The organism is Marinobacter denitrificans, from assembly GCF_008795955.1.
GTDB classification, from domain to species: Bacteria; Pseudomonadota; Gammaproteobacteria; order Pseudomonadales; family Oleiphilaceae; genus Marinobacter; species Marinobacter denitrificans.
This window is the reverse complement of sequence record NZ_VMHN01000002.1, coordinates 727,201-743,128: the sequence shown is the minus strand read 5'-3', so window position 1 is coordinate 743,128 and position 15,928 is coordinate 727,201. Positions and strand designations below refer to the sequence as shown.

Below are 15,928 nucleotides of genomic sequence, written 5' to 3'. Positions count from 1 at the left end.
GGAACAGATTCTCGTCTCATTACGTCGTTTTCCTTGAATTGCATAGACCCAATAACAAGGAGAACAACCCATGCCTTATCCCTTCCGAGCAGGCCCCTGTCGCTGGCGCCTGATTGCGTTTTTCCTAACTCTGTTTGTTGCAGGGTGTGGTGGTAGTGGTTCCGAGGAATCGGAATCAGATCAGGCCACCGCAAGTGCCAACTCCGCCCCGGAGCAAGCTTGTGATAACCCCGGCAGAGGTGCCTCTCCCAGGTGTGTCGAACCGGTCTCATGCACGGAAGGCACTCTCACTGAAGGCGCGCGCAGCTACGCTGTTGAGTTGCAATCCGCCAGCGGTGAAGTGATCGTTTTCCAGGTGCTCGAACCCATGGGCGGCATCAACTGCGCGACGGGCCACCCGTTGGTGTTACATGGTCATGGCTTCGGCGGCGCCCGTTCCACGGAAGGCTTCGCAAACTACCGTGAATCAGGATTCGTCGTCATTTCAATTGACCAACGGGGCTTCGGGGAAAGCACCGGTACGGTACGGGTAATGGACCCCGAGTTTGAGGGGCAGGATCTGGTACAGATTCTGGACTGGGCTGAGGACAACCTTGAGTACCTTCAGTACCGCAATGAACCCTCGCTTCCGAAGGAACTGAACCCGAACCTGGTGGTTGGTTCTATTGGCGGAAGCTACGGAGGCGGGTTTCAGCTTCTGTTGCACGGCCAGGATCCGCAACAGAGACTTGACGCCCTTGTGCCGGATATCACCTGGTACGACCTGCGCTATAGCCTTAACCCGGGCAACGTAATCAAGACCGGATGGGACCTGGTGCTTGTGGCCGGAGGTGAAGTCGGCTCGACCGGCAATGGTAATGACGGGCTGGACCCGATTATCCGCGAAATTCTAGCCCAGGGAGCAACGCTGAACCACTTTCCCGAAGAGGGGCTGGATTTTTTCTATTATCACAGCCCGGCTTATCGGTGCAGTGGAGAGCCTGTATCCGTCTCTGACGACACGGACCTTTTGAGTTACCAGATCAATCCGCCGGCGTTCGATGTCCAGCCGACGCCTTACCCCGAGGTTGATGTGCTGCTGACTCAGGGCATGAAGGACACCCTGTTCAACTTCAACGAAGCCTGGCGCAATTTTGAATGCCTGAAATCCCGTGGCGGTGACGTTCGTCTGCTGACCCATCAGAGCGGACATATCCTGCCTGTGGAAGCACCGGATGAGCTCCAGCCGGGGGAATATCTGGACCCGACGGCCGGGTTGCTTGAGGTGCCCGGTTTCCAGGGAGGGGCTGGTGAATTTGGCTGCGGTAATACTTCGATCGCCGATGCCACCTTGGACTGGCTGCGGCATCATTTGCACGGTGAGCCGCTGCCCCGGTATTTTGACGGCACCGACTCAGAGGTCTGTCTTTCTCTGGATACCGGAGAGTCCATAACGGTACCGGTTGAGTCATTTCCAGCCCCAGACCTTGAGGGAGGTACTCTGGAGGGCGACTACGCGGTGGAACGCATGGTGGCCACCGAGCTGCCGGTAGCTAATGGTTATGAAGCCGTGGCAGCCGCCCCGCAGCCGCCGGCGGCACTGCCACTTGGGCGTGCAGGGGAAGCCGGTGCAATACTGGGTGGTATTCCCACCGCCCGGTTGACCATTTCAGACCTGACCGGCCGTGCCTCGTGCGGCGAGGAGACCGATCCCTATGCTCCGGGCTGCGATTCCATCGTGTTTGTAGGCTTGGGTAAGCGCGCAGAAGGCGAAAGCCGGTGGCATCTGATTGACGATCAGATCAAGCCTGTACGTGGTTTGCAGGATCAGCAGATTGTCGAGCTGGTAGGGGTGGCTGAAGCACTGAAGGCTGGTGATGAGTTGGCGCTGTTGGTCTATGGATTCCACCCGCAATACCCGGCCAGCTGGTCAAGAGACGCTCTGATTCCGTATGTGAACTTGGAGGGCTCCGTGCAGTTACCCTTGCTGGAGGGGCAGCTGTAGCTCAGAGGCAAGCGCAATGGCAGGGCCTCTGAGTCAGGTCCTGCTCTCTTCGGCGAGGGTTACAAGATCTGCCCGGATGTCTTCAACACTCAGTTCCGGCCTGAACAGCAGGCGAGCATCGCCCTCGCGGTCGAACACATACACGGCTCCGCTGTGGGAGACGTTGTAGTTGCCCTCTTCATCAGGGTCGTCATAGCCGAAGGTAGTGCGGTAGCGTTTGCTCAGTTTCCGCAGCGCCTGTTCTTCGCCGGTCAGCCCTATGGCCCTTTCACTGAAGAAATCCACATAACTCCTGATGCGTTCAGGTGTATCCCTGCCGGGGTCGACGCTGATGAAGACAATCCGGGTTTCTTCCTGAAATTCTGCGGGCATATCTTTCACGGCACGGGACAGCTTCTGCAGCGTAGTAGGGCACACGTCCGGGCAGTGGGTGAAGCCGAAGAACACCATCCGGATTTCGCCGTCGGTTTCATCAGCGGTGATCGTCTCGCCCGAGGTGTCCGTCAGCTCGAACGCCAGCTCCGGCATCAGCCCGCTGATGTCCTTGCTGCGCCAGGACTGGTCATCACTGAAGCAGCCAGTCATTAGCACCGCCACCGCGATCAGGGTGGTAACGGGCAATAATATGGGCAAGGGGAGCCTGAATCTGTTGCTCATGAATGGGTTGCCTTCAGTTCTTCGGAATAGGGGGTTATTTTGCCGTCCTCGCGCATCGCGCGGCGAAGGATGATCAGTATGCCGAGAATGCTCATCATCGCTGGCGGAATCCAGGTGAGCAGTCCGCCCAGCAGCTGGTCGGTCTCCGGCGCCATTGGCCAGGCCCGGCCACACACCTCGTAAACGTCGTAGACCATGCCGCGCGAGAAAACGATGGTGGCGCCAAGGACCATCTGGGGTATGGCCACCAGCGCCAGCAACAGGATACGTTTGCCATAGCCCAGGGCATTGCTGTTCATCGGTGAACGGGGATCGAAGATCAGCCCCCAGAACAGCAGACCATCCAGCAGCATGCTCCAGTTCATGATCCAGTAAAGGTCACGGCTGAGCATGGCGTCGAAATGGATGGGCGGCCAGAGCCAGAAGTAGATCAACCCCACGAACAGGAACGAGGCGATGGCCGGGTGCTGCAGGAACCGGTATATCCATCCTAACGGTACCAGTGCCCGCCGGATACCGGGTTTGATGCGGCCATGGAGGAAACGCATGACCGGCAGGGGGTTGGACAGTGCAATCAGGAAGGGGCCGAGATGGTGAAGAATCAGGTGCTGGCCCCGGTGAACGAAGAACATGTACTGGGAGTAGTAATCAAAGCGGGTCTGCATAACGGCATAACACATCATCACACCGACCATGAAGACTAGTATGCGGCCACTGCCGGGTCGATCTTCCTCGGGCATGTTTAGCAGCCCATAGCCGTAAAACCCCAGCACGAGCATAAAACCCGCTATCGTCACGGGCGAGAAATCATAAGGTATCAGGTACTCTGCGACGGACATGGGGTGTGCCTTAATGCGCTGTGGCGAAACCAGGGAATTATTGTTGTGGCAGGTTCAGAGTTTTACCGGACTGGCGGCTAAATTCAAGCGATTGTTGGGGTGGGGTATTATCGGGGGTAGCCGGTGATCTCCCGTATTTTTTGGTACAGGGGCTGGAGTTGCGGGTACATCTTCAGATACACCTCGCGGTAGAGGCGCTCGTACAGCTGTCGGGTGTCGTCAGCGGGATAAAAGACATCGCCAACGCGGGTCATGGCGGTGACTGCGGTTTCAAAGTCCGGGTGAAGTCCCAGCCCCACGGCAGCATCGATAGCAGCGCCCAGACCAGAGGTTTCGTAGGTATGGGGCCGCTCGGCGGGTAATCCGAAAACGTCGGCGGTCAACTGCATGGCCGCGTCGCTCTGCGAGCCACCGCCAGCCACCCGTAACCGGCGGATAGGCACACCGCTGCGTTTCTCGATGCGCTCCTTGCCTTCCCGAAGCGCGTAGGCCAGCCCTTCCAGAATGGCACGATAGATGTGGGACCGGGTGTGTACATCCCCAAAACCGATGATGGACCCTTTTGCCTCCGGCCCTGGCTGGCGCACTCCGGGTGACCAATAGGGTTGAAGCATCAGGCCCATGGAGCCTGGCGGTACGGCACGGACCAGCTCATCGAACAGGGCCTCCGGTTCGATGCCTTTCTGTTCTGCCAGTTTCTGTTCCCGCAGGCCGAACTCCCGTTTGAACCAGCTCACCATCCAGAACCCGCGGTAGATCATGACTTCTGTGGAATAGTGTCCGGGCAGGGCAGAGGGATAGGGCGGCATCATGCGAACCGGTTCAATATAGCGCTTGCTGGTGGTGTTGATGGTGGCCGTGGTGCCGTAGCTCATGCAGCCGGTGTCCGGGCTGAGGCCGCCGGAACCCAGAATCTCACAGGCTTTGTCCGAGGCTGCCGCAATGACAGGCACGGATGATGGGAGACCAAGGTGGGCAGCGGCATCGCCCGTCAGTTCGCCAATGCGATCACCCGGCTTGACCAGCTCCGGCAGCATCTCCGGTTTGACCGGCATGGTCTGCCATTTGAAATCCCGTTTGCCGGCCCAGCGGTGGCGCTTGTAATCAAAAGGGATGTAGCCCACCTGGCTGCCCACAGAATCCCGGAACTGGCCGGTGAGGCGGTAATTCAGGTAACCGGAAAGCAACAGGAAATGCCGCGTTTCAGCCCAGATCTCCGGCTGGTTCTGTGCAATCCAGTTGGCCTGGGTTTTCTCCCGGAAGCGGTCGACCGTGGGTTCCAGGCGCAGCAGTTTGAACAGCCAGCCCCAGGGGCCGGAAACCGGCCCTTCTACTTTGGCATGGCGCTGGTCGAGCCAGATGATGGCCGGTCGCAGGGGGGCGCCATGTTGATCGAGATTGATGACCGTTCCACGCTGGGTGGTCACCGTAACGCCTGCAACCTGCCCAGGATTGGCTGTCGTGTTCTGCCACAGCAGGTCACACGCCTTGCCAAGAGCCTCCCAGAAGTACTCCGGGTGCTGTTCGGCCCAGCCGGGTTGCTCGGAGAAGTAGGGTTCTATGTCCTGTTTCCCTTTGCCCACCAGGTTTCCCCGGGTGTCAAAAAGCAGGGCGCGAACACTCTGGGTGCCGTTGTCGATGGCCAGAATCAGCGGGTCTTTGGTATTCATGCAGCATCCCCGCCACCGGCCGGCAGGGAATAGCTGGATTGCCATATGCCAAGATAGCGGTTCTGCTCATGTTCCCAGGTGTCATCATTCCAGCCAAGGATGGGCTGGCATACCTTGCGGATGTCCGGCAGAACCTCACTGGCCCCGGACGGCAACGTCAGCCCCAATCGGGTCCGGCGAAGCAACAGATCATCCAGGTGAACAACGCCCGTGTTGGCCGCGGCCCAGGCCAGTTCCGCCCAAAGGGTTTCCGAGTGGGGCACCGTCTCATGGGTGCCGGCGTTCAGAACACTGGCCAGCGCGGGCCCATAGAAGCCCTGAAGGCGTTTCCAGTTGCGATGGCTGATGCTATCCGGCCGTTCTACGTCTGCAACTGGGGAAAATACGCGGGCGGCGTTATCCCTGAGTGAGAAATCCGGCATCAAATGCTGTGCTTTTTCAAGCACTTCCCGGGCTATAAGCCGGAAGGTCGTCAGCTTGCCACCGGCAATACTGATCAGCCCGCTGTCGTACCAGATCACATGCTCCCGGTTTTCCTTGGAGGGTTTTATAGGCTTTCCGCTTGAGCTCTGTTCGGTGACCACTGGCCGCACTCCCGCCCAGGTTGCGATGATGTCGCTCTCGGTGATACCGCTGGCCGGGAACAGCGTTTGTGAGATTTGCAGCAGGTAATCAAGCTCTTCCCTGGTAATTGCAGGTTCACAAGAAAGCGCGTTCTCATGGTCAAGATCTGTGGTGCCCAGCACGGTTGTGCCCTGCCAGGGAAACGCGAAAACCGGGCGGCGGTCTTGTGGATGAAACAGTGAAACCGAGCACGATACCGGGAGCCTGCTGAATGGCAGAACCAGATGGCTCCCACGAAGTGGCCGGATGCGGCTACCATCCTTCTCCGTCTTTTGAAGGGCCTGAGCCCATGCCCCGGTGGCGTTGGCTACCAGCCGGGTATTGACGGTGAATGCCTGCCCGCCAGTTACGTTGTCACGAAGCTGGACGCCGGTTACCGCGGAGCTGTCTTCGTCCCAAACGATCGCATCCGCCTGCAGGTAATTCAGGCACAGGGCGCCGTCTGCTTCGGCTTCTTCAATCACCCGCTGGACCAGCCGAGAATCGTCGGTGACAGCATCGGTAAACCCACTGGCTGCTACCAGGTTGTCGGTCGCCAGCCCGGGCACCCATTGGAGGGTTTCAGCAGGAGTCAGCCGTTGTCTCGACGGGTTCCGGGCTATCCGGTCGTATACCTGTAACAGGATCTGGAACAAACGGGGGCCGGGGAACTGTTTTCGGTAATGGGGCATGATGAAGCGCAGAGGGTCGATCAGCCCCGGAGCCTCTGCCATCAAACGCTCCCGCTCCCGTACGGCGTCTCTTGTCAGGTTGAACTGGCCACTGCCCAGATAACGAAGGCCACCGTGAACCATTTTTGAGGAGCGGCTGGAAGTGCCCCAGGAGAAGTCACTCTGTTCCACCAGCAATGTGCGCAGGCCGCTGCCTGCCGCCTCCCGGGCAACACCGGCACCGGTGATACCGCCCCCAATCACCACAATGTCAAACTCCTGGTGGCCGTTCCTGAGCGGGTCCAGTTTCTGTGCGCGGGTCTGTGGCATTGTTATTCAACCAGTGTTTTGGGATTCAGCAGCCCTGCCGGGTCGAAGGTATGGCACAGCGTGCCAATCGCCAGCATGCCCAGCTCACCTTTCTCGACCGGGAGGTAGGGGGCATGATCTTTACCGACGCCGTGCTGGTGGCTGATGGTGCCGCGATTATTGACGATAACGGCAGACGTACTGTCTTTGAGGGCCTTCCAGCGGGCCAGGGTCTTGTCATAGCTGTCAGCAACCCGGAACACGTAGGTGGTGTAGATGCTGCAGCCCTGGGGGTAAAAATGCGAAAGGTGAGTGAATACGTGGACTGACTCTTTCTCTTCATTCAATTGGTTACGCAGGTTTTCTTCAATTCGGCTCAAGAGATGATCAACGTTATCCCAGTCGGTGGCCGTCTCCAGGGTGTCGACGGCATAGCCTAACTGCCACAGAGCTTCTCTCAGGTAGGGCATGGTGAAGCGTTTGGCGGCCCATTTGTCCCCCAGCTTTCTGCCGGTGTAAATGCCGTCGTATTCGCTGCAGATGGAACGGGTTTCTTTCAGGGCATTGCTGCACTGGCGTTTACTGCCGGTGATGCCGAAGGTCATCATGCACTTGCCGTCTTTTGTTCCGCGCAGGGAGAGGTAGGATTCGAGCATGCCGATCAGAGCGGGATGCCCTGCGAGTGCAAGCTGGGTTTCGGTCTCGGTGGCGTTACTCAGTCGCAGCATGGAAAGCTGGGTGCGGTTCTGGACCAGCTTACGGCAGGCCGTCCTGGCTTTGTCCCAGGAGGGGAAAAACACCACGTGAAAGCTCTCATGGGCGGGCAGGGGTGTAACCCTTACCTTTACTTCCGTGATCAGACCTATGCGGCCCTCGGAGCCCAGAATCAATTCGCGGATATCGGGGCCAGCACTGGAGGCAGGGAAGGTAGGGATCTGCAGTGTGCCCTTGAGTGTTTCAATGCGTCCTCCCGCGAATAACTGCTCAATACGCCCATAGCGCAGCGACTGTTGGCCGCTGGAACGGCTGGCTACCCAGCCTCCGATAGTGGACAGCTCGAACGACTGGGGGAAGTGACCGAGGGTATAGCCCTGCGCCCGTAGCTGGGATTCCACCAGCGGGCCGGGAGTGCCGGCCCCAAAGGTGGCAATCTGGCTTTCGCGGTCCAGATCTATCAGCCGGTTCATGCGGCCCATATCGACGGTCAACACCGGTTTCTCGCCCTCAACCGGGTTGATATGCCCGGCAACGCTGGTTCCGCCGCCGTAGGGAATCACGGCAAGACCATGTTCCCCGGCGTAGCGAAGCAGCGTTGCGACAGCCTGGGATGATTCGGGGTAAGCCACCCCATCCGGGAAAACACCGAAGTCACCACTGCGCATGGCAAGCCAGTCAGCCAGGCTCTGGCCACGGGCGTGGCGTACCCGGTCTTCCGGCGTTGTGACCACCTCAGGATGCTCTGGCAAACGGCTGGCCGGCACCTGTGCACAGGCAGCGTCAAGGGAAGTGTCACTGAGTGGGGTGGCAGTACCGATGCGATCTTCAAGGAACTGGCGCCCGCCATCCGGTAATTCGAGGTTGAACTGGTCGTCGCCCCAGCCGTTCCAGCGTCGCATATTGGTCATCCTTCCACAGTGGTTTCAGTATGCCCTGGATTGTACCGGCAATTTTTGCGGCGGCTATGTCACTTGGCGACAAGTGTTGTGTCTTATGACGTCACCGGAGGCTGTCCATAAGCCGTGAGTTCAGATCCTGCCAGTGGGAGAGTTTCTCGGCTTCGCCAATGCGCTTGTTGTCACCGCCGGATTGATTCAGCCACAGGCCATCGCCGTTGAAGCTGTAGACCGGCTCAAGGTCCGGGCGCTGGGATGCGGGTTTGATAGCGTTGATGAGGTTATCGAGTATCAGCGGGTCCGCGTCGGGCTCTGGATACCATGCCAGCACCATATGGGCCTGGTTGAGCTCCAGGGCTTTGACATACACGATGCGCAGCTGTTCATCCGGCACCCCCATGGATTTCAGTGTCAGGTACTTGGCGATGGAGAAATCCTCACAGTCGCCACCGTTGGTAGTGAGCAATTCTACGGGCGTGGCCCAGTAGTCTTCCTCGCCCCAGTGTTCCATGTCGGTTACAAAACGGGCGCGGTTGAAGAAGGAGTTGACCAGCCGGAGCTGCCGGTCGACGGGGGCATTTGAGGCCATGTTGTGGAGGTTTTGCCAGGTTTTGAGGCGGCCGTGGGCTTCATCACCGAATTCGGAGCGGACATAGTCCATCAGTTTCTCGCCCAGCTCGAAAGCGGCCACCGTCAGTGTGGTAACCATCATGAACACCGAGATCAAAGAGAGTAGGGAGCAGCGGCGTGGGGGTATCAGTATGGCCGTCTCCATGGATGTCCTCAGTTGTTGGTTCTCAGGCGTTCACGAAGTTGCTCCAGTCGCCGGCGGATTTCTTCCCGGCGTTGCTCACTGTTGTCACCGGCGTTGGAGGACGACTGATCTGTATTGGCTGGTCGGGCCTGGGCCTGCGGCTCCTGCTGATCATCGGCGGTTTGAGTGGATGCCAGGGATACGCCCGACCGGTCTTCATCTTCCGGGAAATACAGATTTTCGAGTTTGCCACCTCTCTCAATGATGACCCGGTTTGACCGCACGGAACGAAGCGTGGCGTTTCCGGGCAGCTCGTCACCAACAAGATAGGCTTCGGTTTTGCTTTTGTCGTCTTCGATCAGCGCACTGCCCGGAAAATCTCCGGAAGCGGCCAATACACCCCGGAGGAATAGCCGCAGATTGGTTTCCGGCAGATTCTCGGTGTCTGCTTCTGCCTCAGTCGCTACCTCGCCGGGTTTGCCAAACAGGTCAAGAGAGGCCAGATTGATGTTCGGCTCCTGCGGGACATTGGTCGTTGTCTGCGTAGGCATGGCCGGGGTGGAGGTGGTGGTATCGGTTTCGTTCTGCCAGAAACGATATCCCTGCCAGGCTGTCACAGTGATCATGGTAATGCCTGCGACGGTGGCGAGTAACAGTGGTAACCTCGAGCTGGTTAAAAGCATGGATTGTCCCGAAAAGCGCTGATGAGAGCCGGCAAAAGGCTCACAGGTTATCAGACTGAAACGTTTTATTGGCAGTATAGTGTATAGAGTTATTCAGCGGTTCCATATCCTATGGTAGCCTTTCTGAATTAATTGAATAAAAAGGGATTCTGGAACTCTCGCCTTCCGGCCCCGGCAACAAAACGAGGACGATCGTGGACACAGACACAGAACTTCAGCCGCAGGATGCTCCGCTGGGCCGTCTTCCATTTACGTTCGCCAAGCGCAACGGCGTGATTCTGACCCGCGACGACCACGGCGAGCCCGTTATCCTGGTGCGCCCGGGTGCCGGTCATTCTGCACTGGCCGAAGCCAATCGCATCAGTGGTGGCCGGGCCAGATTTTCCACCATTGAGCCGGCGAGATTTGATGCGGCCCTGAACGCGGCCTATCAGAACGACTCCGCCGAGGCCATGCAAATGGTGGAAGGTATCGGCGATGACATGGATCTGGCCTCGTTGGCAGACTCGGTACCGGAAACGGAAGATCTGCTGGAACAGGAAGACGACGCCCCGATAATCCGGCTGATCAATGCAATTCTCACAGAGGCGGTCAAATCCAGCGCCTCCGATGTTCATATTGAAACCTACGAAACCCGCCTCGTTGTCCGCTTCCGGGTAGATGGTGTGTTGCGGGAAGTGGTTCAGCCGAAAAGGGCCCTGGCACCGTTGCTGGTATCCCGTATCAAGGTTATGGCCAAGCTGGACATTGCTGAAAAGCGTGTACCACAGGACGGCCGTATCGCCCTTCGTGTCGCCGGCCGGGAAGTGGATATCCGGGTCTCGACCATGCCGTCCTCCAGTGGTGAACGGGTGGTGCTGCGTCTGCTCGACAAGCAGGCTGGCAGTATCCGCCTGGAATCTCTGGGCATGGCCGGCAACGACCTGAAGATACTGCGCAAGCTGATTTACCGTCCTTACGGCATCCTGCTGGTAACCGGCCCGACCGGCTCCGGTAAGTCCACAACCCTGTACGCATCGCTGCAGGAGATTAACGACCGCAGCCGCAACATCCTGACGGTTGAGGATCCTATCGAGTACAATCTGCCCGGTATCGGCCAGACCCAGGTGAACACCAAGGTGGACATGACCTTTGCCCGGGGCCTGAGGGCGATTTTGCGCCAGGATCCGGACGTGGTGATGATTGGTGAGATCCGGGATCTTGAAACGGCTGAAATAGCAGTCCAGGCCAGCCTGACGGGCCACCTTGTACTGTCCACCCTGCACACCAACACGGCCGTAGGCGCCATCACTCGCCTTATGGATATGGGCATCGAGCCATTCCTGATTTCTTCCAGTCTGGTGGGCATTGTTGCCCAGAGGCTGGTGCGGGTGCTCTGCAAGGACTGCCGCGAGCCCTACGAGCCCAGTGAGGAACATTGCGAGTTTCTGCAGCAGGATCCGTCCCGGCCGCCAACCATCTATCGGGCCAAAGGATGCGAGCACTGCAACCAGTTGGGCTACCGCGGCCGTATAGGTATCTATGAAGTGGTTGAAGTGAACGAAGAGATCAGCTCTCTGATCCACAAACGGGCAGGGGAGCTGGATCTCGAACATGAAGCCCGGCTCCATGGCCCGAGTATCCACTCCGATGGCGTTCAGAAGATCCTGGATGGGGTGACCACGGTTGAAGAGGTCCTTCGTGTGACCCACCGGAGCAGGTAGATTCATGCCAGCGTTCGAATACAAAGCTCTCGATAGTCGTGGCAAGCAGAAACAGGGTGTGGTTGAAGCGGATGCACCCCGTGCAGTACGCCAGCAACTGCGTGAAAGGGGCCTGACGCCCCTGGCGGTTGAGCCGGCCACCGAAAAGCAGACCCGCAGCAACCCACTGAGCAGTCGGGGTGGTCTTGCAACCGCCGATCTTGCGCTTGTCACCCGACAACTGGCGACACTGATACAATCCGGCATCCCCATCGAGCAGGCGCTCTCTGCGGCAGCCCAGCAGTCATCGAGTCCGCGGATTCGCAGCATGCTGATTGCTATACGCGCGAAAGTCATGGAAGGGTATAGCCTGGCGGACAGTCTTGGTGAATTTCCCCGGGCTTTCCCCCGCTTGTATCGTTCCACCGTCGCAGCCGGTGAACACGCAGGGCACCTTGATCTGGTGCTCAACCGTCTGGCGGACTACACCGAAGCCCGGCAGGAGTCACGCCAGAAGATCCAGCTGGCAGCCATTTACCCGATTATCCTCAGTGTGGTGGCCATCGCCATCGTGGTTTTCCTGCTGACCTACGTGGTGCCGGATATCATCGAAGTATTTGTGAAGCAGGGCCAGGAATTACCCGCACTGACATCCGCCATGCTGGCGGTATCGGATTTCCTGGGAGATTACGGTATCTATCTTCTGATACTGATTATTCTCGGTATCGCGGCATTTCGTTGGTCCCTGCGCAAGCCGGCATTCAGGCTGCAGTTTCACAAAAGCTTGCTGAATATGCCGCTGTTCGCCGGCATGGTTCGTGGCGTTAACACCGCCCGATATGCAAGCACACTCAGCATCCTGACCACCAGTGGCGTTCCCCTGGTGGATGCCATGCGAATTGCAGGCGAGGTATTATCCAATGACTACCTGCGCCAGGAACTGAGGGACGCAGCAAGGAAAGTGAGCGAGGGCGGTTCACTGCATCGCTCACTGGACCAGACCGGGTATTTCCCGCCGATGATGCTGCACATGATTGCCAGCGGTGAGGCCAGCGGCGAACTGGACAGTATGCTGGAGCGGACCGCCTCCATGCAGGAGAACACCCTGCAGTCGAAAATCGCGGCCATCGTGGGTTTGTTTGAGCCCATGATGTTGCTGGTAATGGGCGTAGTGGTGCTGATAATTGTGTTGGCCATCATGCTCCCGATTCTGAATATGAGTAACCTGGTTGGATAGCCCGTATAGCGGCTATTGACGCCGGCCCATTTCGAAACCCAGAGACATGGAACGATGAAGAGCAAGACAATGAAAAACCAGACTGAACAACGGGGTTTTACCCTGATCGAGATCATGGTGGTGATGGTCATCCTGGGCCTGCTGGTAGCCATCGTGGCGCCAAACATCATGGGGCGAAGCGACCAGGCCAGGGTAACGGTTGCCGAGACCCAAATGAGCAATATTGCCAACGCTCTTGACCTTTACCGTCTGGACAACAGTAACTATCCCTCCACCCAGCAGGGGCTTGAAGCACTCGTTTCCAAACCCAGTGGCAGCCCCGAGCCTCGGAACTGGAACCCCGAGGGTTACCTGAACAGTGTTCCTGAAGACCCATGGGGCAACGAGTATCAATACATCAGTCCCGGTACTGAAGGTCCGTATGACCTCTTTTCTTACGGTGCCGATGGCCGCGAAGGCGGTGACGGCGACGACGCTGACATCAGTGTGTGGAACGTCAGGGACTGATTGTGCAAACCAGGGCGCGACATTCAGGCTTTACGCTGATCGAGATTCTCGTTGTCCTGGTAGTGGTAGGGTTACTGGCCTCCCTGGCTGTGATGACGATGGGGGGCAGTTCCCGGGATCGCGAAATGGAGAACGAGGTACGCGAACTGTATCTGTTGATGCAGACCGCCTCAGAGCAGGCAGTGCTTAACAACACCGAACTGGGCCTGATCCTCGATGATGAAGGGTATCGCTTTGTGGCCTGGGAGGATCGCAGCGGTGAGTGGAAGGAGCCGGGCGAGCCGATGTTCCGGTTACGGGGCTTTCCGGAGTGGATAACAGTCACTGAATACATCGAGAATGATACGCCCAGGCTGGCCTCCGAAGAGGATCGCCTGCGCCCGGATGTCGTGTTCTTTTCCAGTGGCGAAACAACGCCGTTCGAACTGGAGTTCACTCTCGGCCGGGATGATTCCAGAATGCACACCATCGCCTCGGACGGCTTTTCTCCGATGGAGTGGCGCTACCCGGGAAGTGAAGTAGGCGACGAGGCATGAATACCCAGCGCGGCTTTACACTGATAGAGGTTCTGGTTGCGCTGCTGGTGTTTGGCCTGATTGCAACGGCCGCGGCGGAAGTGGGTAGCCAATACATTTCCAGTTACGAGCGCATACGGGATAAAACCCTTGCCGGCTGGATTGCGGACAACCGGATCAATGAGCTCCGGTTGCAGGAAAACGCTCCCGAGATTTCTGAGAATACCGACGACCTGGATTACGGCCCCTCCCGCTGGCAAGTCACAACGGCCGTCCTTGGCACGGAGGACCCGGCCATTTTGCGAGTGGAGGTGACCGTTGCACGCTTTCGTGGCAATGAATCCGATCCGCCGCCGATACACACACTGTCTGCCTTTATGGGTGGCAATTGATGCCGGTCTCCGTGCGTAAGCGATTCCGAAGCGGGCCGCCCGTTGCGCGCAACGGCTTCACGCTGATGGAAATGCTGATTGCGGTCACCATCACTGCGGTCATTGGCCTTGGTGTCTGGCAGGTACTGGGTAGCGTGGTGGCGTCAAGGGACCGGGTAAACGAAGTCGCTGAACAGTTTGACTCAATTCAACGCACCATGCTCCTGCTCGAGCGGGATATCACCCAGATTGTCAATCGCCCCGGCCGCGATGTCTACGGCGACTTCAAGCCGGCATTGACCAGTCGCGAGGATGACTTTGCCTTGATGCTTACTCGCCAGGGGTGGCGTAATCCGCTGGGTACGCGTCGCAGCACCATGCAACGGGTTGCCTGGGAATACACCGGTGATGAACTGCATCGTCGCTACTGGGTTTCTGTCGATCAGGGCCAGGAAGACAACAGCCAGGACATGATGCTGCTGGCGGATGTGACGGACTTCGCGGTCCGCTTTCTGGACGACCAGCGTAACTGGCGTGACGACTGGCCCGACGAAGCCAGTATGGCAAACATGAATCCCGGTACCCGTCCGAACGTTCCCTTGCCGCTGGGGATCGAAATTACCCTGGAGCATGAGCGGTTTGGTGAGCTGGTGCGGACGTTCGCGCTGCCGGATTTCGATACCAGCCAGGCCCAGGGAATTATTAATGCCGCCAACGAAGCGCAAGCTGATCAGGATGACACTGATACCCAGCAGCAGGATGACGATGCCCCGCAGGATAACTCCCAGACCGGGGGCCAATGATGCCTGAGAATCAGCCCCTGATACTTCGCTCGCCCGCCCATCGCCAGAGCGGGGTGGCACTGATCATGGTGTTGCTGGCCATGGCGCTGGTGGTCATGCTTGCCAGTGGGATGACACAGCAACAAAGTGTGCGGGTGTTTCGTGCCAGCCACTACCTGGCGCAACAGCAGGGCCATAGCGTTGCCCTGGGGGCAGAAGCCTTTGCGCGGCAGATCCTTGTACGGGATTTCGAGGAGGATAAAAAAAATAACACCATGGTGGATAGCCCCGACGAGTTCTGGGCCCAGAACGCCGCGATCCTGCCCCTGGACGATAATGGTGTGGCGGAAGTTCAGATTGATGACCTGGGCGGAAAGATCAATCTGAATGATCTGGTAAGCGGTAACGGCCAGGTTAATCCGCTGGTTCGGGACCGGGTAACACGGCTGTTCCAGGTGCTGGAAATCACGGCATTGAATGTCGACGCCCTGATTGACTGGATTGACCCGGATGACCAGACAATTAGTGCCTACGGCGCCGAAGACGGCCAGTATCTGATGCAGGAGCCTGCCTACCGGGCAGGGAACCAGCCCTTTGTCACGGTCTCGGAGCTGCGACTGATCGATGGAATGACCGAAGAGGCTTACCAGGCATTGCGGCCTCATGTAACAACCTTGCCGGTGGCGGGTCTGGGTATTAACGTCAATACCGCTTCGGCGGCTGTGCTGCGGTCTCTGCATGAAGAACTGACACAGGCTCAGGCAGACGCTATTCTGGAGAGGCGTCAGGAAGAGCGTTTCGAGACCGTTCAGGACTTCCTCGCCTTGCCAGAATTCGCAGGCCTGGGTCTGAAATCGACAGGGCTGGGGGTTCAAACACGTTTTTTTGAAGTGGTATCCCGGATTACCTACGATGAGCGGGTTGCCAATCTGGTAAGCACTGTTTACCGCAGTCCCGAGGGCGAAATGCAGACAGTGCACCGGGACACCGGCCAGAAACACCGGATAACCAAAGAACCATTCAGCGTCTCCGAAGAATAGCGGGAGCCCTG

Annotated in this window: 15 protein-coding genes; 8 read left to right on the top strand and 7 right to left on the bottom strand. The window is 58.2% G+C overall.

All coding sequences use genetic code 11. From position 1 onward, the window contains the following. Positions 1 to 70 precede the first annotated feature (70 nt). Positions 71 to 1,984: an alpha/beta fold hydrolase gene (locus FO268_RS11305; RefSeq protein WP_150992976.1), complete on the top strand. Its 1,914-nt coding sequence runs from the start codon at positions 71 to 73 to the stop codon at positions 1,982 to 1,984. A gap of 33 nt (positions 1,985 to 2,017) precedes the next feature. Here FO268_RS11305 and FO268_RS11300 read toward each other — a convergent pair whose 3' ends face one another. From FO268_RS11300 to FO268_RS11270, 7 genes are all read right to left on the bottom strand, one after another. Further along, the gene (locus FO268_RS11300; protein WP_150992974.1) at positions 2,018 to 2,641 is read right to left on the bottom strand and encodes an SCO family protein; all 624 of its coding nucleotides are present in this window, start codon (positions 2,639 to 2,641) and stop codon (positions 2,018 to 2,020) included. Next, positions 2,638 to 3,480, bottom strand: a complete 843-nt coding sequence (locus FO268_RS11295) for a cytochrome c oxidase assembly protein (protein ID WP_150992972.1) — start codon at positions 3,478 to 3,480, stop codon at positions 2,638 to 2,640. Before FO268_RS11295 ends, FO268_RS11300 begins: the two co-directional genes overlap by 4 nt. A gap of 107 nt (positions 3,481 to 3,587) precedes the next feature. Then, a complete protein-coding gene (locus FO268_RS11290; RefSeq protein ID WP_150992970.1) occupies positions 3,588 to 5,150 on the bottom strand; it encodes an FGGY-family carbohydrate kinase in 1,563 nt (520 codons plus the stop codon). Beyond that, positions 5,147 to 6,754: a glycerol-3-phosphate dehydrogenase/oxidase gene (locus FO268_RS11285; protein WP_150992968.1), complete on the bottom strand. Its 1,608-nt coding sequence runs from the start codon at positions 6,752 to 6,754 to the stop codon at positions 5,147 to 5,149. The genes FO268_RS11290 and FO268_RS11285 overlap by 4 nt, the downstream gene beginning before the upstream one ends. Before the next feature lie 2 nt (positions 6,755 to 6,756). After that, on the bottom strand, positions 6,757 to 8,349 hold the full coding sequence (locus tag FO268_RS11280; RefSeq protein ID WP_150992966.1) for an FAD-binding oxidoreductase: 1,593 nt from the start codon (positions 8,347 to 8,349) through the stop codon (positions 6,757 to 6,759). 100 nt (positions 8,350 to 8,449) lie between these two features. Next, positions 8,450 to 9,121 (bottom strand): transglutaminase-like cysteine peptidase, encoded by a 672-nt coding sequence (locus FO268_RS11275; RefSeq protein ID WP_150992964.1) that lies wholly within the window; start codon positions 9,119 to 9,121, stop codon positions 8,450 to 8,452. Between the two features lie 8 nt (positions 9,122 to 9,129). Further along, positions 9,130 to 9,783 (bottom strand): type II secretion system protein N, encoded by a 654-nt coding sequence (locus FO268_RS11270; protein WP_150992962.1) that lies wholly within the window; start codon positions 9,781 to 9,783, stop codon positions 9,130 to 9,132. A 194-nt stretch (positions 9,784 to 9,977) separates the two neighbouring features. Here FO268_RS11270 and gspE point away from each other — a divergent pair, with 194 nt between their 5' ends. From gspE to gspK, 7 genes are all read left to right on the top strand, one after another. Next, positions 9,978 to 11,486 carry a type II secretion system ATPase GspE gene (gspE, locus tag FO268_RS11265; RefSeq protein WP_150992960.1) on the top strand — a complete coding sequence of 503 codons (1,509 nt, stop codon included), beginning with the start codon at positions 9,978 to 9,980 and terminating at the stop codon, positions 11,484 to 11,486. Between the two features lie 4 nt (positions 11,487 to 11,490). After that, a complete protein-coding gene (gene gspF, locus FO268_RS11260; protein WP_150992958.1) occupies positions 11,491 to 12,702 on the top strand; it encodes a type II secretion system inner membrane protein GspF in 1,212 nt (403 codons plus the stop codon). Positions 12,703 to 12,771: 69 nt separating this feature from the next. Next, on the top strand, positions 12,772 to 13,209 hold the full coding sequence (gene gspG / locus FO268_RS11255) for a type II secretion system major pseudopilin GspG (RefSeq protein WP_225316628.1): 438 nt from the start codon (positions 12,772 to 12,774) through the stop codon (positions 13,207 to 13,209). A gap of 2 nt (positions 13,210 to 13,211) precedes the next feature. Then, positions 13,212 to 13,745, top strand: coding sequence for a type II secretion system minor pseudopilin GspH (gene gspH / locus FO268_RS11250; protein ID WP_191966947.1), 534 nt, complete (start codon positions 13,212 to 13,214; stop codon positions 13,743 to 13,745). Then, complete coding sequence (gene gspI, locus FO268_RS11245) at positions 13,742 to 14,116, top strand: type II secretion system minor pseudopilin GspI (protein ID WP_150992952.1); 375 nt, start codon at positions 13,742 to 13,744, stop codon at positions 14,114 to 14,116. The genes gspH and gspI overlap by 4 nt, the downstream gene beginning before the upstream one ends. Then, positions 14,116 to 14,898: a type II secretion system minor pseudopilin GspJ gene (gene gspJ / locus FO268_RS11240; RefSeq protein ID WP_150992950.1), complete on the top strand. Its 783-nt coding sequence runs from the start codon at positions 14,116 to 14,118 to the stop codon at positions 14,896 to 14,898. Before gspI ends, gspJ begins: the two co-directional genes overlap by 1 nt. Further along, positions 14,895 to 15,917, top strand: a complete 1,023-nt coding sequence (gene gspK / locus FO268_RS11235) for a type II secretion system minor pseudopilin GspK (RefSeq protein ID WP_225316625.1) — start codon at positions 14,895 to 14,897, stop codon at positions 15,915 to 15,917. The genes gspJ and gspK overlap by 4 nt, the downstream gene beginning before the upstream one ends. Positions 15,918 to 15,928: the final 11 nt, after the last annotated feature.